We start from the raw sequence: 26,041 nt of genomic DNA on the forward strand, positions 1-26,041 counted from the left end.
TGCGGAAACCCCGCCCTCGATCCCCCTACGCGACCCCTACGGACAAGGGTCCTGCTCACTCGGCACCACCACGCCGAAGAGCGTTTCCGCAGGCGGGCAAAAGAACACGGCCACCTCTGAGCGATTACCCAGTGGTGGCCGTGGAAAGGTGGAACGGTCTACTGCAGGTAGCCCTCGACCTCACCGACAGGGCGCGGGGGCACGTCCTCCGCGGACTCGCCCTGCGCACGGGCCGCGCGACGCCGGCGCAGCAGGTCCCAGCACTGGTCGAGGGCCTCTTCCAAGGCACGCAGCCGGGCCTGTTCCTCAGCCGACGAGATCTCGCCCGCCACCACGCGTTCGCGCAGCTTGTGCTCCTCGTCGACCAGCTCGTGAATGCGGCCCAGCACGGATTCGTCGCTCATCTACGCCTGTCCCGTCTCGAAGCGGCTCACCTTCCCGGACTCTACGACGAAACGCCAGAAGGTGCGCATCTCGCCCCAGGTGTCGTTGCGGTACCGGATGATCAGGGACTTTCCGCCGTCGGAGGACGATTCGACCACCATGTGGCCGTTGTCGTCGAAGATCTCCTTGGCGGTCCACGCGCGGAGGTCGCGGTCGGTGCCGTCGTCGGACATCGTGGCGTCCGGCGTGAGCAGGTCGAAGAACGCGGTCCTGTCGCCCGCGTTCACGGCGGCGATGAACGCTTCCACGGTCGGGTCGCTCGTCATGGCGTCCAGTGTTGCCGCAAGAGGTCAAGGCAGCGCGGCCAGCGACAGGCTGTTGCCGTCCGGATCGAGCACCTCGACGTGCCGGACGCCGTTGGAATAGGTCTCGACGGGCTCATGGGCGATGCCGTGCGAGGCGAACCGGGCCAAAGCCCCCGACAGCTCCGGCCCGCTCACCCCGAACGTGATCATGGACCCCCCGACGCGCGAAGCCCGCACGTCCCGGTCGTCGATCACGAGGTAGGCGTTCTCCCCCACCCGCCAGAGGTGCTCCTCGCCGATGACCTCGTCGGCCTTGCGTCCGAAGAACACCTCGTACCACTCCAACGCCCTGGCGAGGTCACTCACACACATCACGCTGTGCAGATCCATGTGCAGGTGGACCTGCACAGCGGTCAGAACTCATCGGTGGTCAGCTGCTGCGAGGCAGCATCACGGTGGACGGTGGCGTGGCGCTGCCGGTCCAGACCCCCAGGCCGGGCCGGCAGCGCATCAGTGAACTCAGCACCTGCAGAGCGTCGCCCCAGGCCCCTCACCAGGGAAGACGTTCGGACGAGTCCGGACAGATCCGGACAGGCCTACCACTTGGAGCAGTTGTCCTCACCAGGACCGAGGCACACCCGCATGGAGACGTCGTCGACGTACATCCCCGCCGGCGAGGACCACGTGACGGACTTGCTCACGTTGAGACCGGACGCGGACCCGATCTGCTCCTTGTACGAGTAGCTGCCCACCTTCCCGTACTGGACCCACAGGTAGACGTCGTGACCGTCGTCCGCGAGGTCTTTGACGTACGACCGGTCACTGAACGACACGCTGTACTCGACGAACGTGCCCCATGCCAGTGTTTCGCCGCCGCCGGGCAGGCCGGCCCTCAGCGTGAACTTGCTGCCGACCTTCGAGCCCGGGTCGTAAACGGGATCGGTGGTGGCCTCGGCGGCGGGCGCGACGAGCACGCCCAGCACCAGGGCAGCAGCCATCGACGCAGTCATTTTCTTCATGATTCCCCCTTCGGTCACGGATCTATCAAGGTCCGTGACCGCTCACAAGCCGTTCGGACGGTCCCGGACACCCCGGTACCCCGCGCTCCGGAGCACCTCGTCGGCCCTGAACCGGGCCTCGGAAGCCGCGGAAGTGTCGCCAGCCGCCTCATGCGCCCTGCTCAGAGCAACGAGCGCGAGGCCCGCGAGGATGCTCTGCCCGGTCGCGAACGCGCGTTCGTGCGCCTCTGTCGCGTCCGTCACCGCCGCCTCGGTGTCACCGGCGGCGAGGTCCAGCCAGGCCAGCTCGACCAGCGCGTCCGCCACGCCGGGCCCGTAGCCGATCGCGACCGCCCTCCGCCACGCGCGGCGCAGGTCGTCACGGCGGCCACGCACGGCGGCGACCGTGATGAGCGCGTCGATCTCGACCCGGCCGGACCCCTTGGCGAGCGACAAGGCCTGTTCCGCACACCGCAGCGCCTCGTCGGGGCGTCCGGCGTCGCGGTGAACGCGGGCGAGGTCGTCGAACGCGGCCGCCTCGCTGACCCGGTCCTCGTGGTCGTGGTTGAGCTGCTGGGCCCGCCGCAGGAAGTGCGCGGCCTGGTCGAGGTCGCCGAGGTAGCGATGCACGACGCCGAGCGCGCCGAGCGAGTTCGCGGCGGAGCGGGTCTCGCCGATCTCCTCGCGCAGCTCGACGGCCAGCTCCAGATCGGCCGCGGCCTCGACCAGCCTGCCGAGGCGCATCTCGGTGAGGCCGAGGTTGCCCAACGAACGCGCGCGCCGGGCCGTGTCGCCGATCTCGGCGTAGAAGGCCAGCTCACGGCGGAAGCAGTCAGCCGCCTCCTCCAGCGATCCCAGCTCCGCGTAGACGCCGCCCAGGTTGCCGAGCGTGCTGAACTCGCGGAACCGGTCCCCCGCCGCCCGGCTGAACTCGACGGCCTGCTCGAAGTGCGTGGCCGCGGCACGGTGGTCGCCCGCTCCCCAGTGCGCGGTGCCGAGCGACAGGTGCATCGCGGCGGACGCACTCGGGTCCTGAGAAGCCGCCTCAAGTCCCACGCGCGCGACGGCGAGCCACTCCGCGGTGTGGCGGCGCAGCCAGTAGCAACCGCGCAGCGCGTCGGTGAGCAGCCACGCCATCGGCGTCTGGCCCAGCGAGCCGGCCCGTTCGATCGCGGTGACCAAGGTGGACCGTTCCGCGTCGAACCACTGCAGCGCGTCGGTGGCGCTCGCGAACGTGTGCCGCAGAGTCACGTCGGCGAGCACTGAGAAGTCCGGTCGCACGGCGCGTGCGGCCGCAACGGCCATGTCCAGGTATTGCGTGTAGAGACGAGCGATCGACTCGTCAGCTTGTTCCTCAGCCGCGTGACGCTCACGCGCGTAGAGCCGGAGCAGGTCGTGCAGTCCATATCGACCGGCCGGCCTGACCTCGACCAGGTGCGCGGCGACCAGCGTGCGCAAGGCCGCCTCCGCTTCCGGCCGGTCCAGCAACGCGGCGGCGGCCCGCGCCGGCAGCTCCGGACCCGGCGCCACACCCATGCGGCGGAACAACATCCGCGCCACCGGGTCGAGCGCCGCGTAGGAGTGGTCGAACGTCGTGCGCACCGCGGCGTCGGCGTCGCCCTCGATCTCCAGCGCGGTGAGACGGTCGCCCGCGGTCAGCTCGGCCATCAGCTCCGCGATCGTCTGGTGTGGACGGTCGGCGAGGTTCGCGGCCGTGATCCTCAACGCCAGCGGGAGATAACCGCACAGCCGGACGAGCTCGTCGACGGCGTCTTCCTCGCGCAGCACGCGTTCGGGGCCCAGCACGCTGATCACCACGGCCGGGGCTTCCTCCGGCGTCAGGACACCGAGCTCCAGGCGGTGCGCACCGTCGCGGGCCACGAGTCCGGCCAGGCGGTCGCGGCTCGTCACGACGGTCATGCAGCCAGAGCCGCCCGGCACGAGTGGACGGACGTGTGCGGCGCTGGGTGCGTTGTCCACCACGACCAGCACGCGTTTCTCCGACGTCATCGACCGGTACATGCCGATCATCGCGTCCTGCTGCAGCGGGATGTCCTCACCGGGCACGCCGAACGCCCGGATCGCCAGCGCCAGCGCCTGGTCCGGGGTGACCGGCGGCCCGGACGAGTAGCCGCGCAGGTCGAGGTACACCTGACCGTCCGGGAACCTGCCCGCGACCTGGTGCGCCCACTGCACGGCCAGCGCGGTCTTGCCCACGCCGGGAATCCCGCACACCACCGCGAGCCTGCTGCCGCCCTCCAGCAGCGCCGTGAGCTCCTTGAACGCCTTGGCGCGCCCGGTGAAGCCCGGGACCACCGCGGGCAGCTGCCGCGGCACCACAGCCGGCCCGGCCGCGCCGCGCAACGGTTCCGCCTGCACCCGGCGCCACGCGGCCAGCCACGGCCCGGTCTCGGCCTCCGGCACGCTGAACGCCCGCAGCAGCCCGCGGAACACGTCCAGCGCCGGAGCGGTCTTGCGTCGTGGACTGAGCGCGTCGGCCAGCGTGCTGCGGGCGAGCCCGGACAGCTTCTCCATCTGCCGCAACGAGGGATTGCCCGCCCACACCTTCAGCGCGCCAGCTCGGCGATGAGCTCGTCGAGAGCGTGCGCGTCATCAGGTCTCGGGCCGGACATGAGGTGAAGCCTAATGATCCCCGGGCTGTCGCAGGTGTCCGGCAGGCGGACCCGTTCCTTCGGTTGGCGGACGAATGGTCCGACCAATTGTTTACACTCGTGAACTGGGCCGCCGATCCCGCTGGCGAACACCTCTCGTGTTCGCCGCCTCCGCCTGCCAGGAGGAGCAATGAAGGCACGGAATCGGCTCGCTCTGGCGAGTCTCACCGCAACCACCGCACTGGCCGTCGCACTGCTCGTGCCCGTGACCGCCAGCGCCCACGGCACGATGTCAGACCCGGCCAGCCGGGTCTACACGTGCAAGCAGGAGAACCCGGAGAACCCGAAGTCCGACGCGTGCAAGGCGGCCGTCGCGGCCGGTGGCACGCAGGCGTTCTACGACTGGAACGAGGTGTCGCTGCTCGACGCGGGCGGCCGGCACCGCGAGCTCATCCCGGACGGCAAGCTGTGCAGCGCGGGCCGCGACAAGTACCGCGGCCTCGACCTGCAACGCGCCGACTGGCCGGCCAAGCGGATCTCGGCCGGGTCGCTGACGGTGACCTACCACGCGACCGCGCCGCACTCGAACAGCAACTTCGAGTTCTACATCACCCGGCAGGGCTGGAGCCCGACCCAGCCGCTGCGCTGGTCCGACCTGGTGCACCTGCAGACCTTCAACAACCAGAACCCGACCACGTTCACGAACTGGACGCTGACCATCCCGCAACGCACCGGCCGCCACATCATCTACTCGATCTGGCAACGCGTGGTCGGCAGCGCCGAGGCGTTCTACACGTGCTCGGACGTCGACTTCGGCGGCGGCACCAACCCTCCGCCGACGACGACCAACCCGACGCCACCGTCCACAACCACCACAACTCCCCCACCCTCTGGCGGCACGTGGGCCGCGGGCACGACGTACCAGATCGGCAACCGCGTGACCTACAACGGCATCGGCTACGAGTGCACCCTCGCGCACACCGCCATCGCCGGGTGGGAACCGCCGAACACGCCGGCCCTCTGGAAACGCCTCTGATGCGGATTCTGCTGGTACTGCTCGCTTTCGTGGTGTCCGGTTGCGCTACCGCGCAGCCGGGCGCCACGTTGCGCGGGGATCCGCTGGACGTGATGTTCCTGCAGATGATGATTCCGCATCACGAGCAGGGCGTCGCGATGGTGGCTCTCGCCAGGGACCGTGCCGCGTCCGAGGACCTGCGGATGCTGGCGGCGGCGATCGAGTCCACGCAGGCGACCGAGGTCGGCACGATGAAGGACTGGCTCAGTTCGTGGGGCGAGCCACTCACGGCACCGCCGGACTCGCACGCGGGGCACGGCGGGATGCGGCGCACCAAGCCCGAGGAGATCGCACGGCTGGAGGCGTTGCACGGCAGCGCGTTCGACCAACGGCTGCTCAACGTGCTGATAGCGCACCAGGACGACGCGGTGCAGATGGCCCGGTGGGAGACCGGGAGTGGCGCGCACAGGGAGGTGAAGGACCTCGCAGGGCGGATCGAGAAGTCCCGTGCCGCGCAGATCGACATGATGAAGAGGTTTCTCGGCCAGGCATGATGCAGGCATGTTCCCGATCGTCAACGCGCTGGGCGAGCTGACCGACCCCAACATCGCGCTGGACGAGGTCGTCGTCAACGACCGCGTACTGGCCGAGGCGAAGGACTCCGGCCTGACTGCGGTCAACGTCACTGTCGGCTACACGTGGGGCGACCACGATCCGTACGAACACACGCTGCGTGACCTGGACACGTGGGACGGGATCCTCGAAGCCCACCCCGGCCACCTGCTCCAGGTCCGCGGCGTCCAGGACGTCGAGCGGGCCCGTGCCGAGGGCAGGATCGGCGTGATCTACGGCTTCCAGAACGCCGCCGCGCTCGGTACCGCGCCGGTGGAGAGGATCCGGCAGTTCGCCGACCGGGGCGTCCGGATCGTCCAGCTCACCTACAACCAGGCCAACCGGCTCGGCGACGGTTCCATGGAGCCGCGCAACCGCGGCCTCACCGACCTCGGCCGGGAGACCGTCGCGGCGCTCAACGACGCCCGGCTGGTCGTAGACCTGTCCCACAGCGGGGAACGCACCTGCCTCGAAGCCGCGCGCGTCTCCACCCAGCCGGCCTCGATCAACCACACCGGCTGCCGGGCGCTCACCGAGCGGCCCCGCAACAAGACCGACGAGGAACTTCGCCTGGTCGCCGACCGCGGCGGGTTCGTCGGCATCTACTTCATGCCGTTCCTCGCCATCGGCCGTGACGCCCGCGCGTCCGAGGTCGTCGACCACATCGTCCACGCCGTCGACGTGTGCGGCGAGGACGCCGTCGGCATCGGCACCGACGGTCCCGTCACCACGGTCGACGACCTCGACGCTTACCGCGAGCATCTCGTGGCGCAGCAGGCGGCGCGCGCGGCCGCCGGAGCAGCGGCCGCGGGTGAGGCGGGGCTGGTGCCGTTCGTGCCGGACCTGCGCGGGGTCGACCAGTTCCGGCAGCTGATCCGCCTGCTCGAGGACCGCGGCTTCCGCGAGGAGCGCATCGCCAAGATCATGGGCGGCAACTTTCTCGCCCACGCGGCCCGCGTCTGGTGAAGACGGTCCTCCGCCGGGGTACCCCGGCGGAGGACATGAGGAGGTCGAGATGCAACCAGTCCCGTTCGTCCCGTGGGTGTGGCGGGACCCGTCCTGGGCCGACGAGCCGGAGCACGACGAGGCCGAGCTCGCGCGGAGGCCCGACACCGGTCTGATCGGCTACGAGGTCGAGGCGACCGACGGCAGCATCGGCAAGATCGACGACGACAACGCCAAGGTGCCCGCCGACTGCCTGATGATCTCCACCGGACCGTGGATCTTCGGGCGCACCGTCGTGCTGCCCGTCGGCGTCGTGCAACGGGTGGACCACGAGGAGCGCAAGGTCTACGTCGACCGCACCCAGGACCAGATCAAGAACGCGCCCGAGTACGACCCGGACAACCACGAGGACTACCGGCGCCGCACGGGTGAGTACTACAGCGAGAGCTACCGTCTGATGCCGCCCATGCTCTGACTGATCATGCGCTAACTGATGAGGAGTGACTTCTCGCGGTTGTGCTGCCACTCCACGAGGAGCGCGCTCGCGTCGTCCTGCAGTCGCCCGTGCTGGTGCTCGAGCACGGTCCGCATGAGACGGCGCAACGTCTCGGGCGCCGGGCAGCCGTCGGCCTCGCGGCGGATCACGAAGTCCGCGAACCGCCGCAGGCCGAACTGGCGGCCCTGGGCGTCGCGGGCCTCGACGATGCCGTCGGTGTAGAAGAGCAGCCGGTCGCCGGGTTCGAGATGTTCGTGGCACAGCACCGGTGACGCGGGCAGCTGAAAGCCCATCGGGGGCGCGGGACGGCACCGGAGCTGCCGCAGCCAGCGGCCCTGCCGGATCAGCAGCGGCGGCGGGTGCCCGCGGTTCACCCAGCTCAGCACGCCCGTCTGGAAGTCGAGCTCGGCGAGCACGCCGGTGGCGAACCTGCGGCCGCCGAACTGCTCGCCGATCACCTCGTCGATCCCGACGCTGGTGTCGACCAGGTTCGCGCCGCGACGGCGGTAGCTGCGGCACGTGGCGGTGGCGAGGGCGACGGTCAGGCCCGCGGACTGGTCGTGGCCCATCGCGTCGAAGATCGACAGGTGCACGACGTGTCCCTCGATCGCGTAGTCGATCGCGTCGCCACCGATCTCGTAAGCGGGCTCCAGCACCGCCGTGAGCACGAGGTTGTCCGTGGCGAAGGTCAGCGGCGGCATCAACGGCCACACCACCTCGGCGGCCACGGCCATCGGCTTGGCACGCACGAGGCGTTGGTAGGTGTCGCTGTGCGGGCGTTTGCTCACCAGCATCAACGCGACCAGCGAGGCCAGTGCCCGCACGCGGTCCACTGTGGACGGGGAACGGTCCGGCGCGGCGACTCCGAGCACACCGATGCGTTCCGTGCCGTCCAGCAACGGGATCCAGAAGTGATGAGCACCGGTCTGGATCAGGACGAGGTCGCGGAACGCCCGGCCCGCCATGCTCGCGTCCACCGGGAACGAGTGCTTCTCCTCGGGGTGCAGCGCCACCAGCGACTCTTCGCGCAGGTCCGCGAGCAGGATCAGGATCTCCGAGAGCCCGAGGGCGGCGGCGCGCTGCTCCACCAGCTCCGGCAACTGCTCCAGGGTGGCGAGGTGGCTGTCCTCGAGCAGGGCGGCGAGCATCGCGTACGCGCTGTCGTCCGTGGGCACGCCTCCTTCGAGTCCGAAGTGGACGGAGTGGCGGATCACGCCCGCCCGGAGACCGCCAGCGCGTCGGGCAGCGTCGGCCGCACGCCCAGGACGTCCATCAGCTCCAGCACCTCCAACGGGCGCAGCACGGCGGGCGCGCTCGCCACGACCACGAGCGCGCATCCCCTGCGCAGGCACAGGTCCTGGTGTTCCAGCAGGAGCCCGATGCCACACGCGCCGAGGAAGTGCAGGCCGGTCAGGTCCACGACCACCGGTGCGGGCGGATCGACCGAGCCCGTGGCGCCGCTCAGGCAGTCGGACAGCTCGTCGACCGTCACCTGGTCGAGCTCGCCTGCGACGCGTACGACGACTGCAGCGCCCACGCTCTCGCTCGTGGTGCGGAAAAGTGCATCGTCGTCAGTGCGCATGCGGCAACCTCTCGATGGGACGGCACGACCGTCTCACGGGCTGGCTGCTCAACCCGGTCCGACCGTAGCGCAGTCCGGCTACCAGTGCCCATCAGCGACCAGGTTCCCCCGGATGGACCACCGAACGCGGGCGTAGGATCAGGCGCCATGCGCACGTCCGGTGTGACCGACGTCGTCGTCGGGTTGCACTCCAACGACCATCTCTGCTGGCCCTTCGACGACTTCGCCGAGTTCCGCGCTCGGGCCGCGGAGTTCCTCGCCGACGGTCTGCAACAGGGACAACGCGCGTGCTACGTCGCTCACGGTGACGACCTCGTCGCGGATCTGGCGACGCAGCCCGTGCTCGTGGAGGCGTTGCGGGACGGCCGGGCCGAGGTGATCTCGCTGGAGTCCCTGTACGGCGCCGGCCCGACGGTCACGCCCGAGGAGCAGGTCAGCGTCTACGCCACGGCCACACTGGCCGCGATCGAGGCGGGCTTCACCGGCCTGAGGGTGGCGGCGGACGCGACGGCGTTGGTGCGCACGCCGGACTCGCTCGACGCGTTCTGCCGTTACGAGCACCTCATCGACCGGTACACGACCGCGGAACCGTTCTCCGCCATGTGCGCCTACCACCGCCCTGAGCTGCCCGAACCCGTGATCGCGCGCCTCGCCGCGCTGCACCCGGTCAACAACGCGTGGTGTGCGCCGTTCCGCCTGCACGCCACGGTGGACGGCCTCGCGCTGGACGGCGAGGTCGACTGGGTGAGCAGCGATCTGCTGGCGCTGGCACTCGAGAGCACGAGACCCGAGAACGGCGAACTTCGCGTGGACGCGACCGGTCTGCGGTTCATCGACCACCACGGTCTCCTGGCGCTGCACGAACACGCGCGCGCGAACGCGGCGAGGCTCGTGCTGCGGTCGGGCAGGGCGTTCCTCGCACGTCTGGTGTCGGTGCTCGAACTGGACGACGTGGAGTGCGTCCGATGACGGGCTTCTACCACGAGACCGCCTTCTACGGCACCGACGACGACTTCCTGACGATCGCGGTGCCGTTCGTCGAGGGCGGCCTGCGCGCGGGCCAGCCGACGTTGATCGCGTGCGCCGAGAAGAACACCGCTCTGCTGCGTGGCGCACTGGGCCACGAGGACGCCGTCATCTACCTGCCGGGCGCCGACCACTACTCCCGCCCGGCCGACGCGATCGCCAGCTACCGCGACATCTTCGGCGGGCACGCCCTGGCCGGCGCGACCCAGATCCGCACGGTCGGCGACGTCCCGCACCCCGGCTGGGGCGTGCCGTGGGACTGGTGGGGCCGCTACGAGAACGCGGTCAACCAGGCGTTCGCCGAGTTCCCGCTGTGGGGCCTGTGCCCGTACGACACCAGGATCACCCCGCCCGAGGTGCTCGCCGACGTCGCGCGCACCCACGAGTACATCGCCACGGTGAGCGGTGAGCACCTGCCCAGTCCCGAGTTCGGCAACGGCCTGCCGCTCAGCACCCCCGTCCCCGACGTGCTGGAGCTGGGTTCGCCGCGCGTCACGCTGGTCGACGCGACGCCGGCGGCCGTACGGGAGGCGGTGAGCGCGGCGATCACGGGCATCCGGCTCACCGAGGACAGCGCGCACGACGTCGTGTACGCGGCCAGCGAGATCGTCACCAACGGCCTGAGCCACGGGGTCGGGCCGGTGCGGTTCCGGTTGTGGTCGGACGACTCACGCGTGCTGGTGACCGTGACCGATCAGGGCGCCGGCCCGGCGGACCCGCTGGCCGGGTTGATGCCGACCACCGCCACCCGGTCGGCCGGGCTAGGGCTGTGGATCCTGCACCGCACGTGCGACTACGTGTCGATGGGGCGCGAGGAGGACGGGTTCACCGTGCGGGTGAGCATCGGCGGTTCCGGCCACACGTGAGGCAGATCGTCCGGCACGTCCGGGAAGAACCGCCGGTAGTGCTCAGGATCCTTGCGCACCAACGCCGACTGGTGACTGAGGTGCAGCTCCTCGTCGCCCAGCCAGCTCGGCAACGCTCCCGCGAGCGTGAGCTCGTCCTGCGTGCGCACCACCGTGATGTCCTTGGCCCGCGCCAGATCCGACCTCATGGTCGCCTCGCACGTGTCGAGAAATCCCGCGGCCCGCCACACCGCGCAGACCTCCAGCCCGTACCGCACCAGGGCTTCCTCGTACCCGGCCCACATCCTCACCGCCGGGTGATGCCGCCAGCCGTGCCCCGGCACCACCAGAGCGCGCTGCACCTGCAACGTCTCGACCCGCTGCTTGCCGAGCCGGCGCCGGTCCAGCACCCGTGCCGTGGCGGCGAAGTCGGGGAGTGGGAGGAACGTCTGCACGGCTCAGAGGACGTACCGCGCAGCCTGGGCGGCCTGCGCCTTGTCGACGTGCACCTCGTAGCGCCGCGCTTGCAGCGTCATGACGCTGGAGAAGTCGCGCTGCCCGCGCGTGCTCCAGTGCGCGACGAACCCGAAGACCGCACCCCAGAACGCACCGATCAGCAGGCTGACCAGCAGCAGCAACAACCATCCCGCGCCGGCGGTGAACAGCCCGAAGAGCAACCCGATCAGCACACCGAACCAGGCACCGCCCACCGCGCCCGACGCCGCCGCCCGGCCGCGCGTCATCCGGCCGGTCACCTGCTCGACGGTCCGGACGCCCTCGCCGACGATCCGCACGCTCTCCACCGGGAAGCCGTCGTCCGACATCCGGTCGACGAGCCGCTGGGCGTCGACGTAGTCGGAGTAGCTCGCCAGCAAGCTCGACTCGGTGACCCTCTGTTCGATCTCCACGGGAAATGGCTACCCACGAGCCCGGCGGGCAAACAGCGCGCCGAGTGCGAGAAGCACCACGCCCGACGCGAGAAAGCCCAGGTCGTAGGCCACTTGATCAGGTCCGGGCCGAACGTGGTGGATGCCCAGGACCTGGTGGTCCACGACCCCTTCGACCAGGTTGAACACGCCCCATCCGGCGAGGATCCCGCCCAGCAGCACGCGTTCCGGCAACGGCGCGCGCCGGTTCAGCAACGCCACCCCGATCATCACGATGATCAGGCACACCAGGTGGAACAACCCGTCGCCGATCATCATCAACGGCATGTCCGCGCTCGGGTACCAGCCGGACAGCATGTGATGCCAGCCGAGCAGTTGATGGATCACGATCCCGTCCAGAAATCCGCCGATCCCCACTCCCAGGACCACTGCCGCGAGCATCAGCCGATCACCGTTCGCACGAGTAGGAAGATGTTCAGCGCCGAGATCACCAGCGCCGCCGCCCCACCGGCCGCCGTAACGCCCCGCCGGTTCGCCGACGCGCCCATCACGTCCCGGCGCCGGGCCAGCAGCACCATCGGCACCAACGCGAACGGGATGCCGAACGACAGCACGACCTGGCTCAGCACCAGCGCTTTCGTCGGGTCGGCCCCGAGACCCAGCACGGCCAGCGCGGGTGCCATCGTCACGAACCGCCTCAGCCACAACGGAATCCGGCGGTGCAGGAGCCCCTCCATCACGACCTGACCGGAGTAGGTGCCGACGCTCGACGCGGCGAGGCCGGACGCCAGCAACGCCAGCGCGAACGCCAGTGCCGCGCCCGGTCCGAGGAGCTCGCCGAGCCCGGAGTGCATGTCCTCCAACGACTCCCGCGGCGCACCGGCCTGGTGGAACGCGCCGGCCGCCACCACGAGCATGCTCACGTTCACCAGCGCCGCGATGCCCAGGGCGACCACGATGTCGGTACGACTCGCCCGCAGCACGGCGCGCAGATCGCCCGGCCGGTGATGCCGCTGGGTCAGCGCCGAGTGCAGGTAGATCACGTGCGGCATCACGGTCGCGCCGAGCATGCCCGTCGCGAGCAGCACGCTGTCCACACCCGCGAACCCCGGCACCAGCCCGGCCGCCGCTCCGGTCAGCGGACCGACGTTCAGGGCCTGGTAGAGAAAACCGCCGAGCACGATCGCGAGCAACCCGATGATCACCGACTCGAACCGGCGGCGCCTCAACGGCGCCAGCGCGAGGATGCCGAACGACACCACCGCGGTGATCATCGCGGCGGGCAGCAGCGGCACGCCGAACAACAGGTTCAGCGCCACCGCCGCCCCCACGAACTCCGCGAGGTCGGTGGCCATGGCCACCAGTTCCGCCTGCACCCACAACAGACCGGTCACCGGCCGCGGGTAGTGCTCGCGGCAGAGCTCCGCGAGGTTGCGGCCGGTCACGATGCCGAGCTTCGCCGACTGGTACTGGACGAACATCGCCAGCAGGCTCGCGCTGACGATCACCCACAACAACAGGTATCCGTAAGCCGCGCCGCCCGCCATGTTCGTCGCGAAGTTGCCGGGATCGACGTAGGCGACCGCGACGACGAACGCGGGTCCCATGACGACGACGGCCGACCGGACGCGAGCTGGCACCGTGATGCCGACCATCTCCAGTGCCCTCCTCAGGTGAGCTTGCGGATCGCCTTCTCGATCAGCCCGAGGTTCGCCGGGCTGGTGGCGTACAGCAACGGGTCCGGCGTCGGCGCAGTTCCCTTGTCGCCCAACGGTTCGGGCTTCATCACGTAGGAGAACTCGTGCACGCCGTCCGGTGCGGTCCCACTCGCCCAGCCGCCCTCGGCACCCGCGGGACCATCGGAGTTGTGCCAGATCGAGCCCGCGTGCTCGGCGTACTCCTCGTCGAACAGCGCGCTCGGCGAGATCGGGCCTTCGAGTCCGTCCTCCTGCAGCTCCTCGATCGCGGCGAGCCACATGTTCTGGTGCGCGGTGTCCCGCGCGAGGTTGAACCTCAGCATGTCGCGGACACCGCTGTCGTCGGTCATGTTGTACAGCCGTGCGGTCTGCAACCTGCCCTGCGCCTCCGCCGCGACGTTCGCGCGGAAGTCGGCCATGAGGTTGCCGCTCGCGACGATGAACCGGCCGTTCCACGGCACGCCGTTGCTGTCGGACAACGTCGGCCCGCCGCCGCTGACGATCGCCTGCTGCGGGTCCATGCCGCCGATCACCGCCGCCATGACCGGGTCGTCGGACACCGCCTGCGCGGTGACGTCCGCGGGTGCGCCTTCGAGCAGACGCGCCACCATCGTCGCGATCATCTCGACGTGGCCGATCTCCTCGGTGGCCACGTCCATGATCAGGTCCTTGTACTTGCCCTCCATCCGGCAGTTCCAGCCCTGGAACAGGTACTGCATCGTCACGGTCATCTCGCCGTACGCGCCGCCGATCAGCTCCTGGAGCTTGCGCGCGTAGTGCGCGTCCGGACGGTCGGGCTTCGCCTCGAACTGCAACCTGCTGGTGTGCAGGAACATGTCGCCTCCCTTGCTCGAGGAGCACGACGCTAGGAAGCTGCTGTGACTCGCACGGCGCGGCGACAGCACGCGCGCGACACGACCGCGTCACCGCCGCTGGTCAGGACGGAGCAATTTCGTTCGGAGGGTGTGTGAACCGGCAACTACCGGGCACCCGGCGAATCCTTGGTCTCGCAGGCGGTCCGGCAGGTGGCTCTCATGACGCGGTTGCACATCCAGATGCTCGGCGGCTTCCAGTTGGCTTGCGACCGCACACCGATCCACGTCGTGCCCGGCGCGCGCAAGCTGCTCGCGCTGCTGGCGCTGCGGGACGCCCCGGTACCGCGTTCGGTCGCCGCCACGCAGCTCTGGCCGGACACGTCCGAGCGACGGGCCGGCGCGTGCCTGCGCTCGTCGTTGTGGCGCCTGGTCAAGCCGTTGACGCCGCTTGTCGTGGTCACCGAGGACACGCTCACACTCGGTGCGGAGGTCGAGGTCGACTTCCGGCACGCGTGCGCGTTCGCCGCCGCGCCCGGTGCCAGTCCGGAGGCCGTCGGGATGCTCAAGGCGGACCTGCTGCCCGGCTGGTGGCAGCCGTGGGTGCAGGCCGAGCGCGACTGGTGGCGGCAGGCCCGGTTGCGCGCGCTGGAGGCCCTCAGCGACAAGTTCCGGTCCTGCGGAGATCACCACCACGCGCACCAGGCCGCACTCGCGGCCGTGCAGACCGACCCGTTGCGAGAGAGTGCGCACCGCACGCTCGTCGAGCTGCATCTAGCCGACGGCAACCCCGCACAGGCTGTGCGCCAGTACCAGAGCTACCGCGCCCATCTGCGCGCCGAGCTGGGCCTCGAGCCGTCCAGTCATATTCACGCGCTCGTGCGACCTCTGCTCCGATGAGCGCGGGTCAGGTCCCGCGTCCGGTCTTCTCCTGGAGGCGGTCGATGAGCTGGGACGCCTCCACCTTGGTGAGGTCGTCCGGCACCTGCTCGCCCGCTTCCTGTGCGAGTGTGTGCAGGTAGGACTCCTGCGGACCGGTCATCGGCTCGTCACCGGTCGTCCAGTCGCGCGGGTCCTTCTCGGGCGTGCGGTTCACGGTCATCCCCTTTCATCCGAACGTGCGTTCGAATACCCGGGACGGCCGTGGATCAATCACCCGCGCAGCATCACGTCGCCGGGCGTGGACGGACGGGGCAGGACCGGCCGGGGCACGCGAGCCAACATGCGGTGGGCGACCGTCAGCAGGGTCCGCGCCTCCATCCGCTCGCGGTAGCCGAGGTGCTCGTCCGCGGCCTCCACGCAGGCCAGGACCTGCGGGGGCACGGCGGTTCCGGCAGCGGCGCAGTCCGTCAGCGCCGCGCTCAGGAACTTGCGCGCCTCGTCCGCCTCGATGTTGGTCAGCGCCGTGCACACGGCGTTGTCCAGCTTCTCCAACGCGGTCACGCGCACCTGGTGCAGTGACAGTTCGTCGAGAGTCATCGCTCGCCTCCACAGTCGAAAGCCCAGCGCCGACTGCTTGACGCACACGCGTGCGAGATGCCCGGTTCGAGCGTCTTCAAACCAGGGCTTCACCGGACGCCGTTACCGTGGCGGGATGCGTGAGAAGAACGCCCGGCAGTGGATCTCCGAGCTGTCGGACCGGATCGGGATCACCGGGTGGGCGGCACTCGCCGTCACGCCCGCACTCCTCGCCGAGGTCGACCAGCACGCCGCCGCGGTGCGCGACATCCTGCTGTTCGGCGTGGAGGGCGCGGGCACGGTGGCCGCGGTCGTGCTGCTCGCCGCCTACGCGCGCGGGTTGCTGGAGATCGAACCCGAGTGGACGCTCACGTCGTGGATCGGCGTGCGGCTGATGGCGGTCTGCCGGCTCGCCCACACTCACGGCACACGGCCGCTGTCCAACGCATGAGAAACGAGGCGCACCACGACGGGTGCGCCTCGTCCAGGGCGATCGGTCAGCGGACGTCCGGCCTCGTGGTGATGACCGGGTCCTCGACCGGCACCTCACGCGCGACCGTCTCCGCCTCCGCACGGGAGCGGACCGCGTCCTCACGGCCGCGCTGGTAGGCCTCGGCCTGAGCCTGGGCCTGCGGGAGCTCCTGCTCCACACGTCCCAGCCAGCCTTCCCACCGCTGCCGCATCGGGTCGATCAGGCCACCGCCCACGCCGACGACGAGGATGCCGCCGACCGTCGCGAGCACGGCGATCAGCACCGGCGTGGTCACCGTGGTGGCGACGCCGATCTGGTTCAGCGCCGCGATGATGCCCAGCGCCCAGATGAACACCGACGCGATGTTGGCCAGCACCCGGCCGTACGAGAGACCGCCGAGCGCGCTGCCGATGAAGTCCTTGACAGCGCTGGCGATCGCGCCCGCCACCACGACGATGATGATCGCGACCGCGGCCTTGGGCAGCCACGCCACGATGCCGGTCAGCAGCTCGGAGACGGGGTTCGGGCCCCACACGCCGAACGCGATCTGCAACGTGATCAGCAGCAGCGCGTAGAAGACGAGCTTCGCGAGCAGATCAGAGGCGTCGTACTTGCTGCGGGAGAGCATCTGCCGGATGCCGCCGCGCTCCACGAGCCGGTCGAAGCCGACCCGTTCGAGCACCTTGTCGACCAGCTTGGCCACCGCCTTGGCGACGAACCAGCCGATCAGCAGGATCAGCAGGAACGCCGCGAGCTTGGGCACGAACGTCGCCACCGCCCGCCAGGCGTCGGTCAGCCCTTGTCCGAAGTCCATGTCGAACTCCCTTCACGCGGGCGCCCCGACCGGGCGTCCCACCGGGCAGTACCCGGTGGGACCACCGTTCACACGACGGGCCTCAGCTCGCGGTCGCTCGCCACGAGGTGCTCCCACGTTCGGCCGCGCTGACTGGGAGGTGCCGCGCCGTCCGCGGTGCACACCGGGTACACCAGACCGAAGGGAACGGGTTGATCGAACTCGTCACCGGTGAGAACGTCGACCAGACGGCGCACATGTGCCATTACAACCACTCCCTCGCGGTATGAGCGGCTCAGCCAGCAGGTTTTGGGATCAACGAATACCCCGTGAGCTGCGAGAACATGCAGTTCGGCGTTGCGCCATCAGAGTGAACCGACAGTCCTTTGTGGACTAACGCACTGAGACCGCGAGAGTGAAGATCCCGTTGTGCGGCACAGTCAGGATGATCATGCGGCGGCCCGGATAGGTGATCGTCGACGCCGGACGCAACGAAGGATCGAGCTGCTGCGCCCAGTCGAACCGCACCACCACCCGGCCACGGGTCAGCGTGAGCCCGCGCGAGTCGAGCGCGACGGTGTCGGAATCCCTTACCACCAAAGGAATCTGTTCCGAGGCCGCCGCGGTCGCCCGCACCGACCGCGTGATCCGGTCGCCGACGGTGACCTCCGTCACGACCGAACCCGACGGCGTGCGGTACCGGAACCGGTACGGCTCACCACCGGGGAACTCGGCCTGCTGCGGCCCGTTCGAGTCCGGAACCTGGCCTGGAAACACGGTCGCCCAGCACGCGTAGTTGTTGTTGTTCAACGACTGCACAAGTGTGCCCGCCACCGGATGCCACAGGAACGTCAGCCCGGTGCGCGCCAACGAGGTCGCCCGGCGCGTGCCGAAGTAGCCGCCCAGGTAGAAGTTCGGCCGCCGCACGAACAGGAAGTCCTGCCCCTGATCACTGCGCCGCTCGGTGAAGTGCGCCTGCCGGTAGGGCAACCGCGCGATCGCCGCCGTGCGTTCCGAACGACTCGGATACCGCTCGCCGTAGATCGCGTGCGTCAGGATGCGCGGCGAGGTGTCCGGCTTGACCAACGCCGGCACCGGCGCGGGGTCCGCGGCCCAGGCCTCACGCGCTGCGGCGAGATCCTCCCGGCTGGACACGAACGCGGCCAGATCGGGGATGACCGGCACGAACTGGTTGTTCAACGCCGTCCGTTCGGGATCGGGCCGGACATCGGCGTAGAACCTGGTGGACGTGCGCGAGTTCGGGGCGACGTTGGTGAACCACCCGGACCCGTCCGGTTCGCGCAGCAGGTTGTAGCCGAGCCAGTCGGTGTACTTCCGGGCCATGGCAACGAGGTTCGCGTCCTCGGACTGCCGCCACGCGTCCGCCAGCTCCGGCAGCATGACCTCGAAGTTGTAGTTGGTGTCCGCGCCGCTCTCCTCGTAGAAGAAGCCGGCGGGACTCTGCCCGCGGACGGCCAGCCGCGCGAACGCCTCGGTCAGCCGCTGACGCAGGCCCGCGTCCGGGTCCTGCTTCACCGCGAGCGCCGACCCGGCCAGACCGGCGGTGGTCTGGTTGGCCCAGGTGAGCGGTGACTGCCAGACGACGTCGTTGGAGCCGTCCAGGAACCACGTCATCGCCCGCCGCAGCGACGCGGTGATCTGGACCTGGCGCTGCGGCAGCACTCCGGCCCGCCGCAGCAGCGCGTTCGTCTTGCTGAGATACCCCATGGCGAACCCGGTCGCCGCCAGCGAGTCCTGGTCGCGGGAGTACTCGGGCCACGAGCCGTCGGGATGCTGCAGCCCCAGGTAGTGGCCGAGCCCGGCGTCCAGCGCGGCCAGCACCTGGGCGTTGCCGCGATACGGGTTCCACGAGCGGGACTGCGTCGCGAACCACGCCAGCGTGTGGACGTGCTCCTGGACGCGGGCGTTGTACGAGACGTTCGGGCTGCGCCACCAGCCCCCGCCGAAGAACCCGCTGGAGTCCATGTCGGCGACCATCGGCGAGACCAGCATCAGGTACTGCGCGAACCGCTGTTCGTTCGGTGCGAACGAGTGCCGGTTCGGCGTGACCGGTGGCGGCGCGGGTAAGGCGTGCGCCGACGTGGGCAGGGTGGCGAGCAGTCCGATCGCGGTGGCACCGGTGATCAGGCTACGACGGCTGAATGCGTTCACGGGCCTACCTCCTTGGCGAAGCACCCTGGCTCTCGCAGACCGGGCCCGTCAAGATGCTAATTCGAATTATTACAGGGTTGACGGCGTGCGAGGTCCTGGCGCAGACTCCCTGCCAATTCGAATTGGCAGGTGCTCATGGCCAAGAGGCTCACCCAGCAGGACATCGCGCGGATGGCGGGCGTCAGCCAGGCCACGGTGTCGCTGGTGCTCAACAACCGGCAGGACGGCGGCGTCCGCATCGCGCCGGAGACTCGCGCTCGGGTGCTGGAGGTGATCCGCAAGACCGGCTACGTCGCGAACCCGATCGCCCGCAGGCTGCACGACCAGCGCAACCGCATCCTCGGCGTCTTCACCTACGAGGCGGTCTTCCCGAGCACCCGCGCCGACTTCTACCAGCCGTTCCTCGAGGGCATCGAGGAACAGGCCGAGGACGCCGGCTGCGACCTGCTGCTGTTCACCAGCGCCAAGGCGGCGGGCGGCAGGCGGCGGATCTTCAGCGACGACAGCAGGATCCGGCTCGCCGACGGCTGCGTGCTGCTCGGCCGTTCCCTGGATCGGAGCGATCTTGCCCAGCTCCTGACAGAAGGCATCCCGTTCGTGTCGATCGGACGCCGTGACGACGCGGGCGGGCCGGTGCCGTACGTCGGCGCCGACTACCCCGCGGCCGTCCGCGACCTGGTGGACCGCGCGGTTGCGTTGGGCCACCACAAGTTCGCTTACGTCGGTGCCGGCAAGGGCGCGGAGTCGTCCGCGGACAGGCTGCGCGGATTCCGGGAAGCCGTTGCCGCCCATGGGGTCGACGGCATCCACGTGCCGTTCACGGGGCTCGACCAGCTGCTCGATGCGGGAGTCACGGCGGTGCTCACCGAGGAGGTCTCCGACGGTGCCGCGCTCGTTCTCGCCGCGCGCGAGCGGGGACTGTCGGTCCCTGGTGATCTCTCCGTGCTGATGCTCGGTGCCGCCACCCGGCCCGCCCCGGACGACGTCGACCTCACCGGGTTCGGCATTCCTCGGCGCGAGATGGGGCGGCGGGCGGTGCAGGCGTTGACCGAGGTCCTGGAGAACGGGACCACGCCCCAGGAACTGCTCGCCTGCGAGTTCGTCGCCGGCTCCACGCTGGGTTGATCAGGAGGAAACCTTTGCTGGACAACACGGACGTCGTGGTGGTGGGCGGCGGGCTCGGTGGAGTCGCCGCCGCACTCGCGTTGCTGCGAGCCGGTCGCCGGGTCGTGCTCACCGAGGAGTTCGAGTGGCTCGGCGGGCAGCTGACCAGCCAGGCCGTGCCGCCCGACGAGCACAGCTGGGTCGAACGCTTCGGCGTCACCGCGAGCTACCGGGCGTTGCGCGAAGGCATCCGCGACTACTACCGCCGCCACTACCCGCTCACACCGCAGGCACGGGCCTGGCGCGAGCTCAACCCCGGCGCGGGAGCCGTCAGCAGGCTCTGCCACGAACCGCACGTCGCCGTGGCGGTGATCGACGAGATGCTCGCGCCGTATCGGGGCAGCGGCAAACTCACCGTGTTGCAACCGTGCCGGCCGATCTCGGCGCGGATGGACGGCGACCGGATCGCGTCGGTCACCGTCTCGTACAACGGCTCGGAGCTGGAGCTGTCCGCTCCTTACATCCTGGACGCGACCGAGACGGGCGAGCTCCTGCCGTTGTCCGGCACCGAGCACGTGACGGGCTTCGAGTCCACTCTGGACACCGGCGAACCCAGTGCTCCCGAAGTGGCCCAGCCTGCCAACATGCAGGCGATGTCGGTGTGCTTCGCGATCGACCACGTCGACGGCGACCACACCATCGACAAGCCCGCGCGGTACGGCTTCTGGCGCGACTACCAGCCTTCGTACTGGGGCGACCGGATGCTGTCGTTCCGCTCCCCCGACCCCCGTACGTTGAGCATCTCCGAACGCACCTTCACGCCGAACCCGGACGACGACCCGTTCAGCGTCGTCTCGGACCAGCGGGTGAGCGCGGGCGACAGCAACCTGTGGACGTTCCGGCGCATCGCCGCCCGCCGCAACTTCGTCGAAGGCGCCTACGAGAGCGACATCTGCCTGGTCAACTGGCCGATGATCGACTACTTCGAGTCGCCGGTGATCGACGTACCGGACGCTCAGAAGCACATCGCGGCGGCACGGGAGCTTTCGCGGTCGGTCCTGTACTGGCTGCAGACCGAGGCACCACGCGCGGACGGCGGCACCGGCTTCCCCGGCCTGAGGTTGCGCGGTGACATCACCGGCAGCGCGGACGGCCTGGCCCAGGCGCCCTACATCCGCGAGTCGCGACGGATCAGGGCCGAGTACACGATCGTCGAGCAGGACCTCTCGCTCGCCGTCCGCGGCGACAAGGGCGCGGTGCAGCACGCCGACGCCGTGGGGGTCGGCATGTACCGCATCGACCTGCACCCCTCGACCGGCGGCGACAACTACCTCGACGTCGCCAGCTGCCCGTTCGAGATCCCGCTCGGCGCGCTCATCCCCCAGCGCGTCGAGAACCTCCTGCCCGCGGGCAAGAACATCGGCACCACCCACATCACCAACGGTTCCCACCGGCTGCACCCGGTCGAGTGGAACGTCGGCGAGGTCGCGGGCGCGCTCGCGGACTTCTGCCTGGCGCACCGAGTCACCCCTCGCGCGGTGCGCAACACCCCCGGCCTGCTCGCGGACTTCCAGCACCGGCTGGAACGCGACGGGGTCGAGCTGCGCTGGCCGGACGTGTCCGGTTATTGATCCAGGGAGACAACGATGTCACGCCGCTTCACCGCTTTGATCCTCGCCGGACTGCTCGCGTTGACCGCGTGCAGCGGATCAGCCTCCTCCGGCCCCAAGTCGCTGCGCATGACCGTGTGGACCGCCAACGAGGCCCATCTCAAGCTGCTCAACGAGATCGCCGCCGAGTACAAGGCGTCGCACCCGGACGTCACCGAGATCAAGTTCGACTCGATCCCGGCCGACGGCTACACCACCACGCTCACCACGCAGATCGCCGGCGGCAACGCGCCGGACCTCGCGTGGATCCTGGAGGAGTCCGCACCGGACTTCGTCTCCTCCGGCGCACTCGCCCCGATTCGCGGCAAGATCGAGAAGGCGGACGAGCTGACGCCTTCGGGAACGAAGCTGTGGGAGAAGGACAGCGAGCTCTACGCCTACCCGTTCTCCACGTCGCCGTTCGGGCTCTTCGTCAACACCAGCCTGGTCAAGGACGTGCCGGCGAAGTGGACCTGGGAGCAGGCGATGGCGGCGGCCGCAGCCTCGGGCAAAGGCCTGGTGCTGCCGGACTTCAAGTACCAGAACTGGGCGGTGCTGTCGTCGGTCTGGCGCGGGTGGGACGCCAACGCGTGGAGCGAGGACGGCCGGTCGTGCGGCTTCTCCAGTCCGGAGATGAAGGACGCGATGTCGTTCCTCCACAAGGCGATCTTCACCGACAAGGCGATTCCCGGGCCGGGCACCACCGTGGACTTCTTCGCGGGCAACGCGGCGATGGCCATCAGCCAGATCTCGCGCGCGGGTGCGTTGAAGGACGCCAAGTTCACCTGGACGCTCGTGCCGCTGCCCTCCGGTCCGAAGGGTGACTACGCGGTGATCGGGCAGGCGGGTGTCGGCGTGATGAAGCGCTCCAAGAACGCCGAGGCCGCCGCGGACTTCCTCGGCTTCTTCACCAACGAGGCCAATTCGGCGAAGCTCGCGCAGTTCTTCCCGTCCGTGCGGTCGTCGTTGCTCAACGCCCAAACGCTGGCCAAGAGCAACCCGCTCATCCGGCCCGAGCAGCTGCAGTCGGTCGTGGTCGAGGGCATCAGCAAGGGCGTGGTGAAGCCGAGCCACCAGGGCCAGGAGGAGCTGAACCAGACGATCCGCGCGGCGCTGGACCCGTTGTGGAAGCCGGACGCGAACGTTTCCGCCGTGCTCGACGACGTGTGCGTGAAGATCAAGCCTCTCCTGGAGCGGAAGTGACGGCGGTCGTGCCCGCGGTGCGAGCCGTTGTACGAGATCGGGCGGCGTTCTGGACGTATCGCAGGCGCGACAACCTGGTCGGGTACCTGTTCGTCGCGCCCGCGTTGCTCGGCAGCCTCGCGTTCGTGCTCATCCCGTTGGGCCTGGTCGCGTGGTACAGCCTCAACGAGTGGAACGTGCTCGGCGGCACCTTCGAGTTCATCGGCGCCGAGAACTACCAGCAGCTCCTGAACGACGAGAAGCTGCGCTCGTCGCTGGTCGCCACCGCGTGGTTCGCCGCGGGCCTGGTGGTGCTGAACCTGTCGCTGGCGTTGCTGCTCGCCGTGCTGCTCAACCAGAAACTGCGCGGCACCACCCTGTTCCGCACACTGTTCTTCTCCCCTGTGCTGGTGTCACTGGTGGCGTGGACGTTGGTGTGGCAACTGATGCTGCAGCCAGAGGGCAGCGTCAACGGGCTGCTCGGGTTCTTCGGTGTCGACGGCCCGAACTGGCTGCGCGGCGACACCACCGCGATGGTCTCGGTGATCGTCGTGCAGGTGATCAAGAACGTCGGCCTGAACATGGTGCTGTTCCTCGCTGCCCTGCAAGGAGTTCCGGCTCCGCTGTACGAGGCGGCGAAGATCGACGGCGCGGGCGCGTGGACCCGGTTCCGGCGCATCACGATCCCGTTGATCAGTCCGACGATCCTGCTGACGTCGATCATCACGATCGTCGGCTCGCTGCAGGTGTTCGCGCAGATCGCCGTGCTCACCCAGGGCGGCCCCGGCACGTCCACGACCGTGTTGATCTACTACCTCTACCAGCAGGCGTTCCAGTTCCACCACTTCGGCTACGGCGCGACGATCTCGGTGCTGCTGTTCGTCATCGTCGCCGCGTTGACCCTGCTGCAGTGGCGCATGCGCCGGAAGTGGGTGCTGCATGAGTCGTAAAGTCCTGCTCTACGGACTGTTGTGCCTGCTGTGCGTGCCGTTCGTGTTCCCGACCTGGTGGATGGTCACCTCGTCGATGAAGCCGATCAGCGAGATCTTCTCCGAGTCGCTGCTGCCGTCGCAGTGGACGTTCTCCACCTACGAGCAGGTGTTCCGGATGCAGCCGTTCGGGCAGCAGTACTGGAACAGCCTCTACATCGCGGTGATCGTCACGGTCGGCACGATGGCGGTGGCGGCTCTCGCGGGCTACGCGTTCGCGCGCATCCGGTTCCCCGGCCAGAACGTGCTGTTCGTGGTGGTGCTGACCGGCCTGCTCATCCCGAGCGAGGTGACGATCGTGCCGCTGTTCCAGCTCTTCCAGTCGCTCGGCCTGACCAACACGCACTGGCCGCTGATCATCGTGCCGATCTTCGGGGCACCGTGCGTGCTGGCGATCTTCATCATGCGTCAGTTCTTCATCGCTCTGCCACCAGAACTGGAGGAGGCGGCGCGGATGGACGGGCTCGGCCGCGCCGGGATCTTCTACCGGGTGGCGCTGCCGCTGGCCCGCCCTGCGCTGGGGGCGGTGGCGATCTTCACGTTCCTGCACTCGTGGAACCTCTACCTGGAGCCGATCGTGTACCTGTCCACGCCGGACATGTTCACGCTGCCGCAGGCACTCACCCAGTTCGTGGACATCTACGGCGGTCCCATGTGGAACGTCCAGCTCGCCGCCGCCACGATGACCGCCGTGCCGATCCTGATCGTCTTCGTGCTGGCCCAACGGCAGTTCATCGAGGGCCTCGCACACACCGGGGTGAAGGGGTGATCGATCCGGAGATCGCGGCACTGGTCGACCTCTCCCGCCCACCGCTGACCCCGGCCGGAATCGCGGAGCGCAGGGCGAACAACCGAGTCGTCACCGACGCCGAACTGACGCGCGGCGGCTCCGTCACGTTCACCGAGGCCGACGCGGACGGCGTGCCCGTACTCGTGTTGCGCCCCAACGGTTCTGCACAGGGTCCGCCGGTGCTGCACCTGCACGGCGGCGGGATGGTCGCGGGCACTCGCCGCTCCGACCTGCACGTGCTGGCCGAGTGGGTCTCCGAGCTCGGCGTGGTGCTGGTGTCGCCGGAGTACCGGCTGGCACCCGAACACCCGCACCCGGCACCGGTGCAGGACTGCTACCGCACGCTGACGTGGATGGAGCGCAACGGCTTCAGCTCGCCCGTCGTCGCGGGCACTTCGGCCGGCGGCGGGCTGGCGGCGGCCGTGACGCTGATGGCCCGCGACTACGGAGGGCCGGAGATCAGCGGTCAGCTCCTGATCTGCCCGATGCTCGACGACAGGTGTTCAACGCCGTCCAGCCACCAGTTCCTCGACGGCACCACTTGGGTGCGCGACTCGAACATCACCGGGTGGACGGCACTGCTCGGTGAGGCGCGAGGCGGCCCAGACGTGTCACCCTTCGCCGCTCCGGCGCGGGCGCTCGATCTCTCCGGACTACCGGCCACTTATGTAGACGTTGGCTCGGTGGACGTGTTCCGCGACGAAGCTGTCGACTACGCCTCGCGGATCTGGCAGGCGGGTGGAGATGCCGAGCTGCACGTGTGGCCCGGCGGGTGTCACGGCTTCGACCAGCTCGCACCGGAAGCCGCGTTGTCCCGGCGAGCACGAGCCACCCGAATCGCCTGGCTCAGGTCCGTGACTCGGCATCGGCGACCACCGCCGACGTGAACTCACCGGCTGCGCGGATCGCCTCCCCAGGTGCCATGACACCGGTCTTCCCGGCGCGGTGTGCGAGCGCGGTGCGGATCAACAGCTCCCAGCGGCCGCCGAAGGTGTCGAGCGCGTACTCGCCAGCGGCCTCCTTGGAGATCACCTCACCGGTCACGACCGTGTGGTGCAGCCGCGGCGGACCCAGCACCCGCGCGACCGCCGCCCGGTGCGCCGGGACGAACGGCTTGGTCCGCGCCGAGCCGTTCAGGAGCTGCTCACCCCACTTGCGCCAATGACCGCGCGCCGGTGACGACGGGGTGGCCAAGTGGCCGCCCCGTCGCACGGGC

General features: G+C 69.4%; 32 protein-coding genes. 14 read left to right on the forward strand and 18 right to left on the reverse strand.

Features of this window, described 5'->3' with window-relative positions:
- Positions 1–158 precede the first annotated feature (158 nt).
- The 5 genes from ABZ345_RS34525 to ABZ345_RS34545 all read right to left on the reverse strand — a co-directional run bounded on the left by ABZ345_RS34525 (position 159) and on the right by ABZ345_RS34545 (position 4,222).
- On the reverse strand, positions 159–404 hold the full coding sequence (locus tag ABZ345_RS34525; protein WP_359858256.1) for a DUF2630 family protein: 246 nt from the start codon (positions 402–404) through the stop codon (positions 159–161).
- On the reverse strand, positions 405–710 hold the full coding sequence (locus ABZ345_RS34530) for a nuclear transport factor 2 family protein (RefSeq protein WP_359858259.1): 306 nt from the start codon (positions 708–710) through the stop codon (positions 405–407).
- Between the two features lie 24 nt (positions 711–734).
- On the reverse strand, positions 735–1,079 hold the full coding sequence (locus ABZ345_RS34535; RefSeq protein ID WP_359858261.1) for a VOC family protein: 345 nt from the start codon (positions 1,077–1,079) through the stop codon (positions 735–737).
- Positions 1,080–1,285: 206 nt separating this feature from the next.
- On the reverse strand, positions 1,286–1,708 hold the full coding sequence (locus ABZ345_RS34540) for a hypothetical protein (protein WP_359858264.1): 423 nt from the start codon (positions 1,706–1,708) through the stop codon (positions 1,286–1,288).
- 42 nt (positions 1,709–1,750) lie between these two features.
- Entirely contained in the window at positions 1,751–4,222 is a 2,472-nt protein-coding gene (locus tag ABZ345_RS34545) for a tetratricopeptide repeat protein (protein ID WP_359858267.1), read from the reverse strand.
- Between the two features lie 267 nt (positions 4,223–4,489).
- Between ABZ345_RS34545 and ABZ345_RS34550 the strand changes: the two genes are divergently transcribed.
- The 4 genes from ABZ345_RS34550 to ABZ345_RS34565 are packed head-to-tail and all read left to right on the forward strand — an operon-like array spanning position 4,490 to position 7,346.
- The gene (locus ABZ345_RS34550) at positions 4,490–5,335 is read left to right on the forward strand and encodes a lytic polysaccharide monooxygenase (RefSeq protein ID WP_359858270.1); all 846 of its coding nucleotides are present in this window, start codon (positions 4,490–4,492) and stop codon (positions 5,333–5,335) included.
- The gene (locus ABZ345_RS34555) at positions 5,335–5,868 is read left to right on the forward strand and encodes a DUF305 domain-containing protein (RefSeq protein WP_359858273.1); all 534 of its coding nucleotides are present in this window, start codon (positions 5,335–5,337) and stop codon (positions 5,866–5,868) included. The genes ABZ345_RS34550 and ABZ345_RS34555 overlap by 1 nt, the downstream gene beginning before the upstream one ends.
- 7 nt (positions 5,869–5,875) lie before the next feature.
- The gene (locus ABZ345_RS34560) at positions 5,876–6,892 is read left to right on the forward strand and encodes a membrane dipeptidase (protein WP_359858276.1); all 1,017 of its coding nucleotides are present in this window, start codon (positions 5,876–5,878) and stop codon (positions 6,890–6,892) included.
- 49 nt (positions 6,893–6,941) lie between these two features.
- Positions 6,942–7,346 (forward strand): PRC-barrel domain containing protein, encoded by a 405-nt coding sequence (locus ABZ345_RS34565; RefSeq protein WP_359858279.1) that lies wholly within the window; start codon positions 6,942–6,944, stop codon positions 7,344–7,346.
- Positions 7,347–7,357: 11 nt separating this feature from the next.
- Here ABZ345_RS34565 and ABZ345_RS34570 read toward each other — a convergent pair whose 3' ends face one another.
- Complete coding sequence (locus ABZ345_RS34570; RefSeq protein WP_359858281.1) at positions 7,358–8,542, reverse strand: PP2C family protein-serine/threonine phosphatase; 1,185 nt, start codon at positions 8,540–8,542, stop codon at positions 7,358–7,360.
- Positions 8,543–8,577: 35 nt separating this feature from the next.
- Entirely contained in the window at positions 8,578–8,949 is a 372-nt protein-coding gene (locus ABZ345_RS34575) for an STAS domain-containing protein (protein WP_359858284.1), read from the reverse strand.
- Positions 8,950–9,096: 147 nt separating this feature from the next.
- On the opposite strand from ABZ345_RS34575, the gene ABZ345_RS34580 reads away from it, so the two are divergent.
- The gene (locus tag ABZ345_RS34580) at positions 9,097–9,918 is read left to right on the forward strand and encodes an MEDS domain-containing protein (RefSeq protein WP_359858286.1); all 822 of its coding nucleotides are present in this window, start codon (positions 9,097–9,099) and stop codon (positions 9,916–9,918) included.
- Positions 9,915–10,841, forward strand: a complete 927-nt coding sequence (locus ABZ345_RS34585) for a sensor histidine kinase (protein ID WP_359858289.1) — start codon at positions 9,915–9,917, stop codon at positions 10,839–10,841. The genes ABZ345_RS34580 and ABZ345_RS34585 overlap by 4 nt, the downstream gene beginning before the upstream one ends.
- Here the strand turns inward: ABZ345_RS34585 and ABZ345_RS34590 are convergent.
- The 5 genes from ABZ345_RS34590 to ABZ345_RS34610 are packed head-to-tail and all read right to left on the reverse strand — an operon-like array spanning position 10,769 to position 14,240.
- Positions 10,769–11,275 (reverse strand): MSMEG_6728 family protein, encoded by a 507-nt coding sequence (locus ABZ345_RS34590; RefSeq protein ID WP_359858292.1) that lies wholly within the window; start codon positions 11,273–11,275, stop codon positions 10,769–10,771. The genes ABZ345_RS34585 and ABZ345_RS34590 overlap by 73 nt on opposite strands.
- 3 nt (positions 11,276–11,278) lie before the next feature.
- Positions 11,279–11,728: a general stress protein gene (locus tag ABZ345_RS34595; RefSeq protein WP_359858295.1), complete on the reverse strand. Its 450-nt coding sequence runs from the start codon at positions 11,726–11,728 to the stop codon at positions 11,279–11,281.
- 9 nt (positions 11,729–11,737) lie between these two features.
- Positions 11,738–12,148 (reverse strand): DUF2243 domain-containing protein, encoded by a 411-nt coding sequence (locus tag ABZ345_RS34600; protein WP_359858298.1) that lies wholly within the window; start codon positions 12,146–12,148, stop codon positions 11,738–11,740.
- Complete coding sequence (locus ABZ345_RS34605) at positions 12,148–13,362, reverse strand: Nramp family divalent metal transporter (protein WP_359858300.1); 1,215 nt, start codon at positions 13,360–13,362, stop codon at positions 12,148–12,150. Before ABZ345_RS34605 ends, ABZ345_RS34600 begins: the two co-directional genes overlap by 1 nt.
- Before the next feature lie 14 nt (positions 13,363–13,376).
- Entirely contained in the window at positions 13,377–14,240 is an 864-nt protein-coding gene (locus ABZ345_RS34610; protein WP_359858303.1) for a manganese catalase family protein, read from the reverse strand.
- 198 nt (positions 14,241–14,438) lie between these two features.
- Here ABZ345_RS34610 and ABZ345_RS34615 point away from each other — a divergent pair, with 198 nt between their 5' ends.
- Positions 14,439–15,116: a bacterial transcriptional activator domain-containing protein gene (locus tag ABZ345_RS34615; protein ID WP_359858306.1), complete on the forward strand. Its 678-nt coding sequence runs from the start codon at positions 14,439–14,441 to the stop codon at positions 15,114–15,116.
- Positions 15,117–15,123: 7 nt separating this feature from the next.
- Here the strand turns inward: ABZ345_RS34615 and ABZ345_RS34620 are convergent, their stop codons facing one another.
- Both ABZ345_RS34620 and ABZ345_RS34625 read right to left on the reverse strand, forming a co-directional pair.
- Positions 15,124–15,318, reverse strand: coding sequence for a DUF3072 domain-containing protein (locus ABZ345_RS34620; protein ID WP_359858308.1), 195 nt, complete (start codon positions 15,316–15,318; stop codon positions 15,124–15,126).
- 50 nt (positions 15,319–15,368) lie between these two features.
- Positions 15,369–15,695 carry a hypothetical protein gene (locus ABZ345_RS34625; RefSeq protein ID WP_359858311.1) on the reverse strand — a complete coding sequence of 109 codons (327 nt, stop codon included), beginning with the start codon at positions 15,693–15,695 and terminating at the stop codon, positions 15,369–15,371.
- A 115-nt stretch (positions 15,696–15,810) separates the two neighbouring features.
- On the opposite strand from ABZ345_RS34625, the gene ABZ345_RS34630 reads away from it, so the two are divergent.
- Positions 15,811–16,125: a DUF6401 family natural product biosynthesis protein gene (locus ABZ345_RS34630; RefSeq protein WP_359858314.1), complete on the forward strand. Its 315-nt coding sequence runs from the start codon at positions 15,811–15,813 to the stop codon at positions 16,123–16,125.
- A gap of 46 nt (positions 16,126–16,171) precedes the next feature.
- Here ABZ345_RS34630 and ABZ345_RS34635 read toward each other — a convergent pair whose 3' ends face one another.
- The 3 genes from ABZ345_RS34635 to ABZ345_RS34645 all read right to left on the reverse strand — a co-directional run bounded on the left by ABZ345_RS34635 (position 16,172) and on the right by ABZ345_RS34645 (position 19,111).
- Positions 16,172–16,960 (reverse strand): hypothetical protein, encoded by a 789-nt coding sequence (locus tag ABZ345_RS34635; protein ID WP_359858317.1) that lies wholly within the window; start codon positions 16,958–16,960, stop codon positions 16,172–16,174.
- 68 nt (positions 16,961–17,028) lie between these two features.
- A complete protein-coding gene (locus ABZ345_RS34640; RefSeq protein WP_359858320.1) occupies positions 17,029–17,205 on the reverse strand; it encodes a hypothetical protein in 177 nt (58 codons plus the stop codon).
- Between the two features lie 127 nt (positions 17,206–17,332).
- Positions 17,333–19,111, reverse strand: a complete 1,779-nt coding sequence (locus ABZ345_RS34645; RefSeq protein ID WP_359858323.1) for a hypothetical protein — start codon at positions 19,109–19,111, stop codon at positions 17,333–17,335.
- 135 nt (positions 19,112–19,246) lie between these two features.
- Between ABZ345_RS34645 and ABZ345_RS34650 the strand changes: the two genes are divergently transcribed.
- From ABZ345_RS34650 to ABZ345_RS34675, 6 genes are read left to right on the forward strand one after another with little or no spacing between them, the layout of a single operon-like run.
- The gene (locus tag ABZ345_RS34650) at positions 19,247–20,236 is read left to right on the forward strand and encodes a LacI family DNA-binding transcriptional regulator (protein WP_359858326.1); all 990 of its coding nucleotides are present in this window, start codon (positions 19,247–19,249) and stop codon (positions 20,234–20,236) included.
- 14 nt (positions 20,237–20,250) lie between these two features.
- Positions 20,251–21,846, forward strand: a complete 1,596-nt coding sequence (locus tag ABZ345_RS34655) for an FAD-dependent oxidoreductase (RefSeq protein WP_359858329.1) — start codon at positions 20,251–20,253, stop codon at positions 21,844–21,846.
- Positions 21,847–21,861: 15 nt separating this feature from the next.
- Positions 21,862–23,067 (forward strand): sugar ABC transporter substrate-binding protein, encoded by a 1,206-nt coding sequence (locus ABZ345_RS34660; protein ID WP_359858332.1) that lies wholly within the window; start codon positions 21,862–21,864, stop codon positions 23,065–23,067.
- Positions 23,064–23,996, forward strand: a complete 933-nt coding sequence (locus ABZ345_RS34665; RefSeq protein ID WP_359858335.1) for a sugar ABC transporter permease — start codon at positions 23,064–23,066, stop codon at positions 23,994–23,996. The genes ABZ345_RS34660 and ABZ345_RS34665 overlap by 4 nt, the downstream gene beginning before the upstream one ends.
- The gene (locus ABZ345_RS34670; RefSeq protein ID WP_359858338.1) at positions 23,986–24,804 is read left to right on the forward strand and encodes a carbohydrate ABC transporter permease; all 819 of its coding nucleotides are present in this window, start codon (positions 23,986–23,988) and stop codon (positions 24,802–24,804) included. Before ABZ345_RS34665 ends, ABZ345_RS34670 begins: the two co-directional genes overlap by 11 nt.
- Positions 24,801–25,712 (forward strand): alpha/beta hydrolase, encoded by a 912-nt coding sequence (locus ABZ345_RS34675; protein ID WP_359858341.1) that lies wholly within the window; start codon positions 24,801–24,803, stop codon positions 25,710–25,712. The genes ABZ345_RS34670 and ABZ345_RS34675 overlap by 4 nt, the downstream gene beginning before the upstream one ends.
- On the opposite strand, the gene ABZ345_RS34680 is transcribed toward ABZ345_RS34675, so the two are convergent.
- A complete protein-coding gene (locus tag ABZ345_RS34680) occupies positions 25,672–26,037 on the reverse strand; it encodes an aminoglycoside adenylyltransferase domain-containing protein (RefSeq protein ID WP_359858343.1) in 366 nt (121 codons plus the stop codon). The genes ABZ345_RS34675 and ABZ345_RS34680 overlap by 41 nt on opposite strands.
- Between the last annotated feature and the right edge of the window lie 4 nt (positions 26,038–26,041).

The sequence above is a fragment of the Lentzea sp. NPDC005914 genome, from assembly GCF_040629405.1.
GTDB lineage: Bacteria > Actinomycetota > Actinomycetes > Mycobacteriales > Pseudonocardiaceae > Lentzea.

What these genes read in the sequence shown, in the direction of transcription:
- ABZ345_RS34580 (WP_359858286.1), top strand. Translation starts at nt 9,097, where the DNA reads ATGCGCACGTCCGGTGTGACCGACGTCGTCGTCGGGTTGCACTCCAAC.
- ABZ345_RS34555 (WP_359858273.1), top strand. Translation starts at nt 5,335, where the DNA reads ATGCGGATTCTGCTGGTACTGCTCGCTTTCGTGGTGTCCGGTTGCGCT.
- ABZ345_RS34560 (WP_359858276.1), top strand. Translation starts at nt 5,876, where the DNA reads ATGTTCCCGATCGTCAACGCGCTGGGCGAGCTGACCGACCCCAACATC.
- ABZ345_RS34615 (WP_359858306.1), top strand. Translation starts at nt 14,439, where the DNA reads ATGACGCGGTTGCACATCCAGATGCTCGGCGGCTTCCAGTTGGCTTGC.
- ABZ345_RS34635 (WP_359858317.1), bottom strand. Translation starts at nt 16,960, where the DNA reads ATGGACTTCGGACAAGGGCTGACCGACGCCTGGCGGGCGGTGGCGACG.
- ABZ345_RS34565 (WP_359858279.1), top strand. Translation starts at nt 6,942, where the DNA reads ATGCAACCAGTCCCGTTCGTCCCGTGGGTGTGGCGGGACCCGTCCTGG.
- ABZ345_RS34670 (WP_359858338.1), top strand. Translation starts at nt 23,986, where the DNA reads ATGAGTCGTAAAGTCCTGCTCTACGGACTGTTGTGCCTGCTGTGCGTG.
- ABZ345_RS34640 (WP_359858320.1), bottom strand. Translation starts at nt 17,205, where the DNA reads ATGGCACATGTGCGCCGTCTGGTCGACGTTCTCACCGGTGACGAGTTC.
- ABZ345_RS34630 (WP_359858314.1), top strand. Translation starts at nt 15,811, where the DNA reads ATGCGTGAGAAGAACGCCCGGCAGTGGATCTCCGAGCTGTCGGACCGG.
- ABZ345_RS34585 (WP_359858289.1), top strand. Translation starts at nt 9,915, where the DNA reads ATGACGGGCTTCTACCACGAGACCGCCTTCTACGGCACCGACGACGAC.
- ABZ345_RS34610 (WP_359858303.1), bottom strand. Translation starts at nt 14,240, where the DNA reads ATGTTCCTGCACACCAGCAGGTTGCAGTTCGAGGCGAAGCCCGACCGT.
- ABZ345_RS34625 (WP_359858311.1), bottom strand. Translation starts at nt 15,695, where the DNA reads ATGACTCTCGACGAACTGTCACTGCACCAGGTGCGCGTGACCGCGTTG.
- ABZ345_RS34535 (WP_359858261.1), bottom strand. Translation starts at nt 1,079, where the DNA reads ATGGATCTGCACAGCGTGATGTGTGTGAGTGACCTCGCCAGGGCGTTG.
- ABZ345_RS34650 (WP_359858326.1), top strand. Translation starts at nt 19,247, where the DNA reads ATGGCCAAGAGGCTCACCCAGCAGGACATCGCGCGGATGGCGGGCGTC.
- ABZ345_RS34660 (WP_359858332.1), top strand. Translation starts at nt 21,862, where the DNA reads ATGTCACGCCGCTTCACCGCTTTGATCCTCGCCGGACTGCTCGCGTTG.
- ABZ345_RS34545 (WP_359858267.1), bottom strand. Translation starts at nt 4,222, where the DNA reads ATGGAGAAGCTGTCCGGGCTCGCCCGCAGCACGCTGGCCGACGCGCTC.
- ABZ345_RS34620 (WP_359858308.1), bottom strand. Translation starts at nt 15,318, where the DNA reads ATGACCGTGAACCGCACGCCCGAGAAGGACCCGCGCGACTGGACGACC.
- ABZ345_RS34540 (WP_359858264.1), bottom strand. Translation starts at nt 1,708, where the DNA reads ATGAAGAAAATGACTGCGTCGATGGCTGCTGCCCTGGTGCTGGGCGTG.
- ABZ345_RS34600 (WP_359858298.1), bottom strand. Translation starts at nt 12,148, where the DNA reads ATGCTCGCGGCAGTGGTCCTGGGAGTGGGGATCGGCGGATTTCTGGAC.
- ABZ345_RS34530 (WP_359858259.1), bottom strand. Translation starts at nt 710, where the DNA reads ATGACGAGCGACCCGACCGTGGAAGCGTTCATCGCCGCCGTGAACGCG.
- ABZ345_RS34525 (WP_359858256.1), bottom strand. Translation starts at nt 404, where the DNA reads ATGAGCGACGAATCCGTGCTGGGCCGCATTCACGAGCTGGTCGACGAG.
- ABZ345_RS34575 (WP_359858284.1), bottom strand. Translation starts at nt 8,949, where the DNA reads ATGCGCACTGACGACGATGCACTTTTCCGCACCACGAGCGAGAGCGTG.
- ABZ345_RS34550 (WP_359858270.1), top strand. Translation starts at nt 4,490, where the DNA reads ATGAAGGCACGGAATCGGCTCGCTCTGGCGAGTCTCACCGCAACCACC.
- ABZ345_RS34605 (WP_359858300.1), bottom strand. Translation starts at nt 13,362, where the DNA reads ATGGTCGGCATCACGGTGCCAGCTCGCGTCCGGTCGGCCGTCGTCGTC.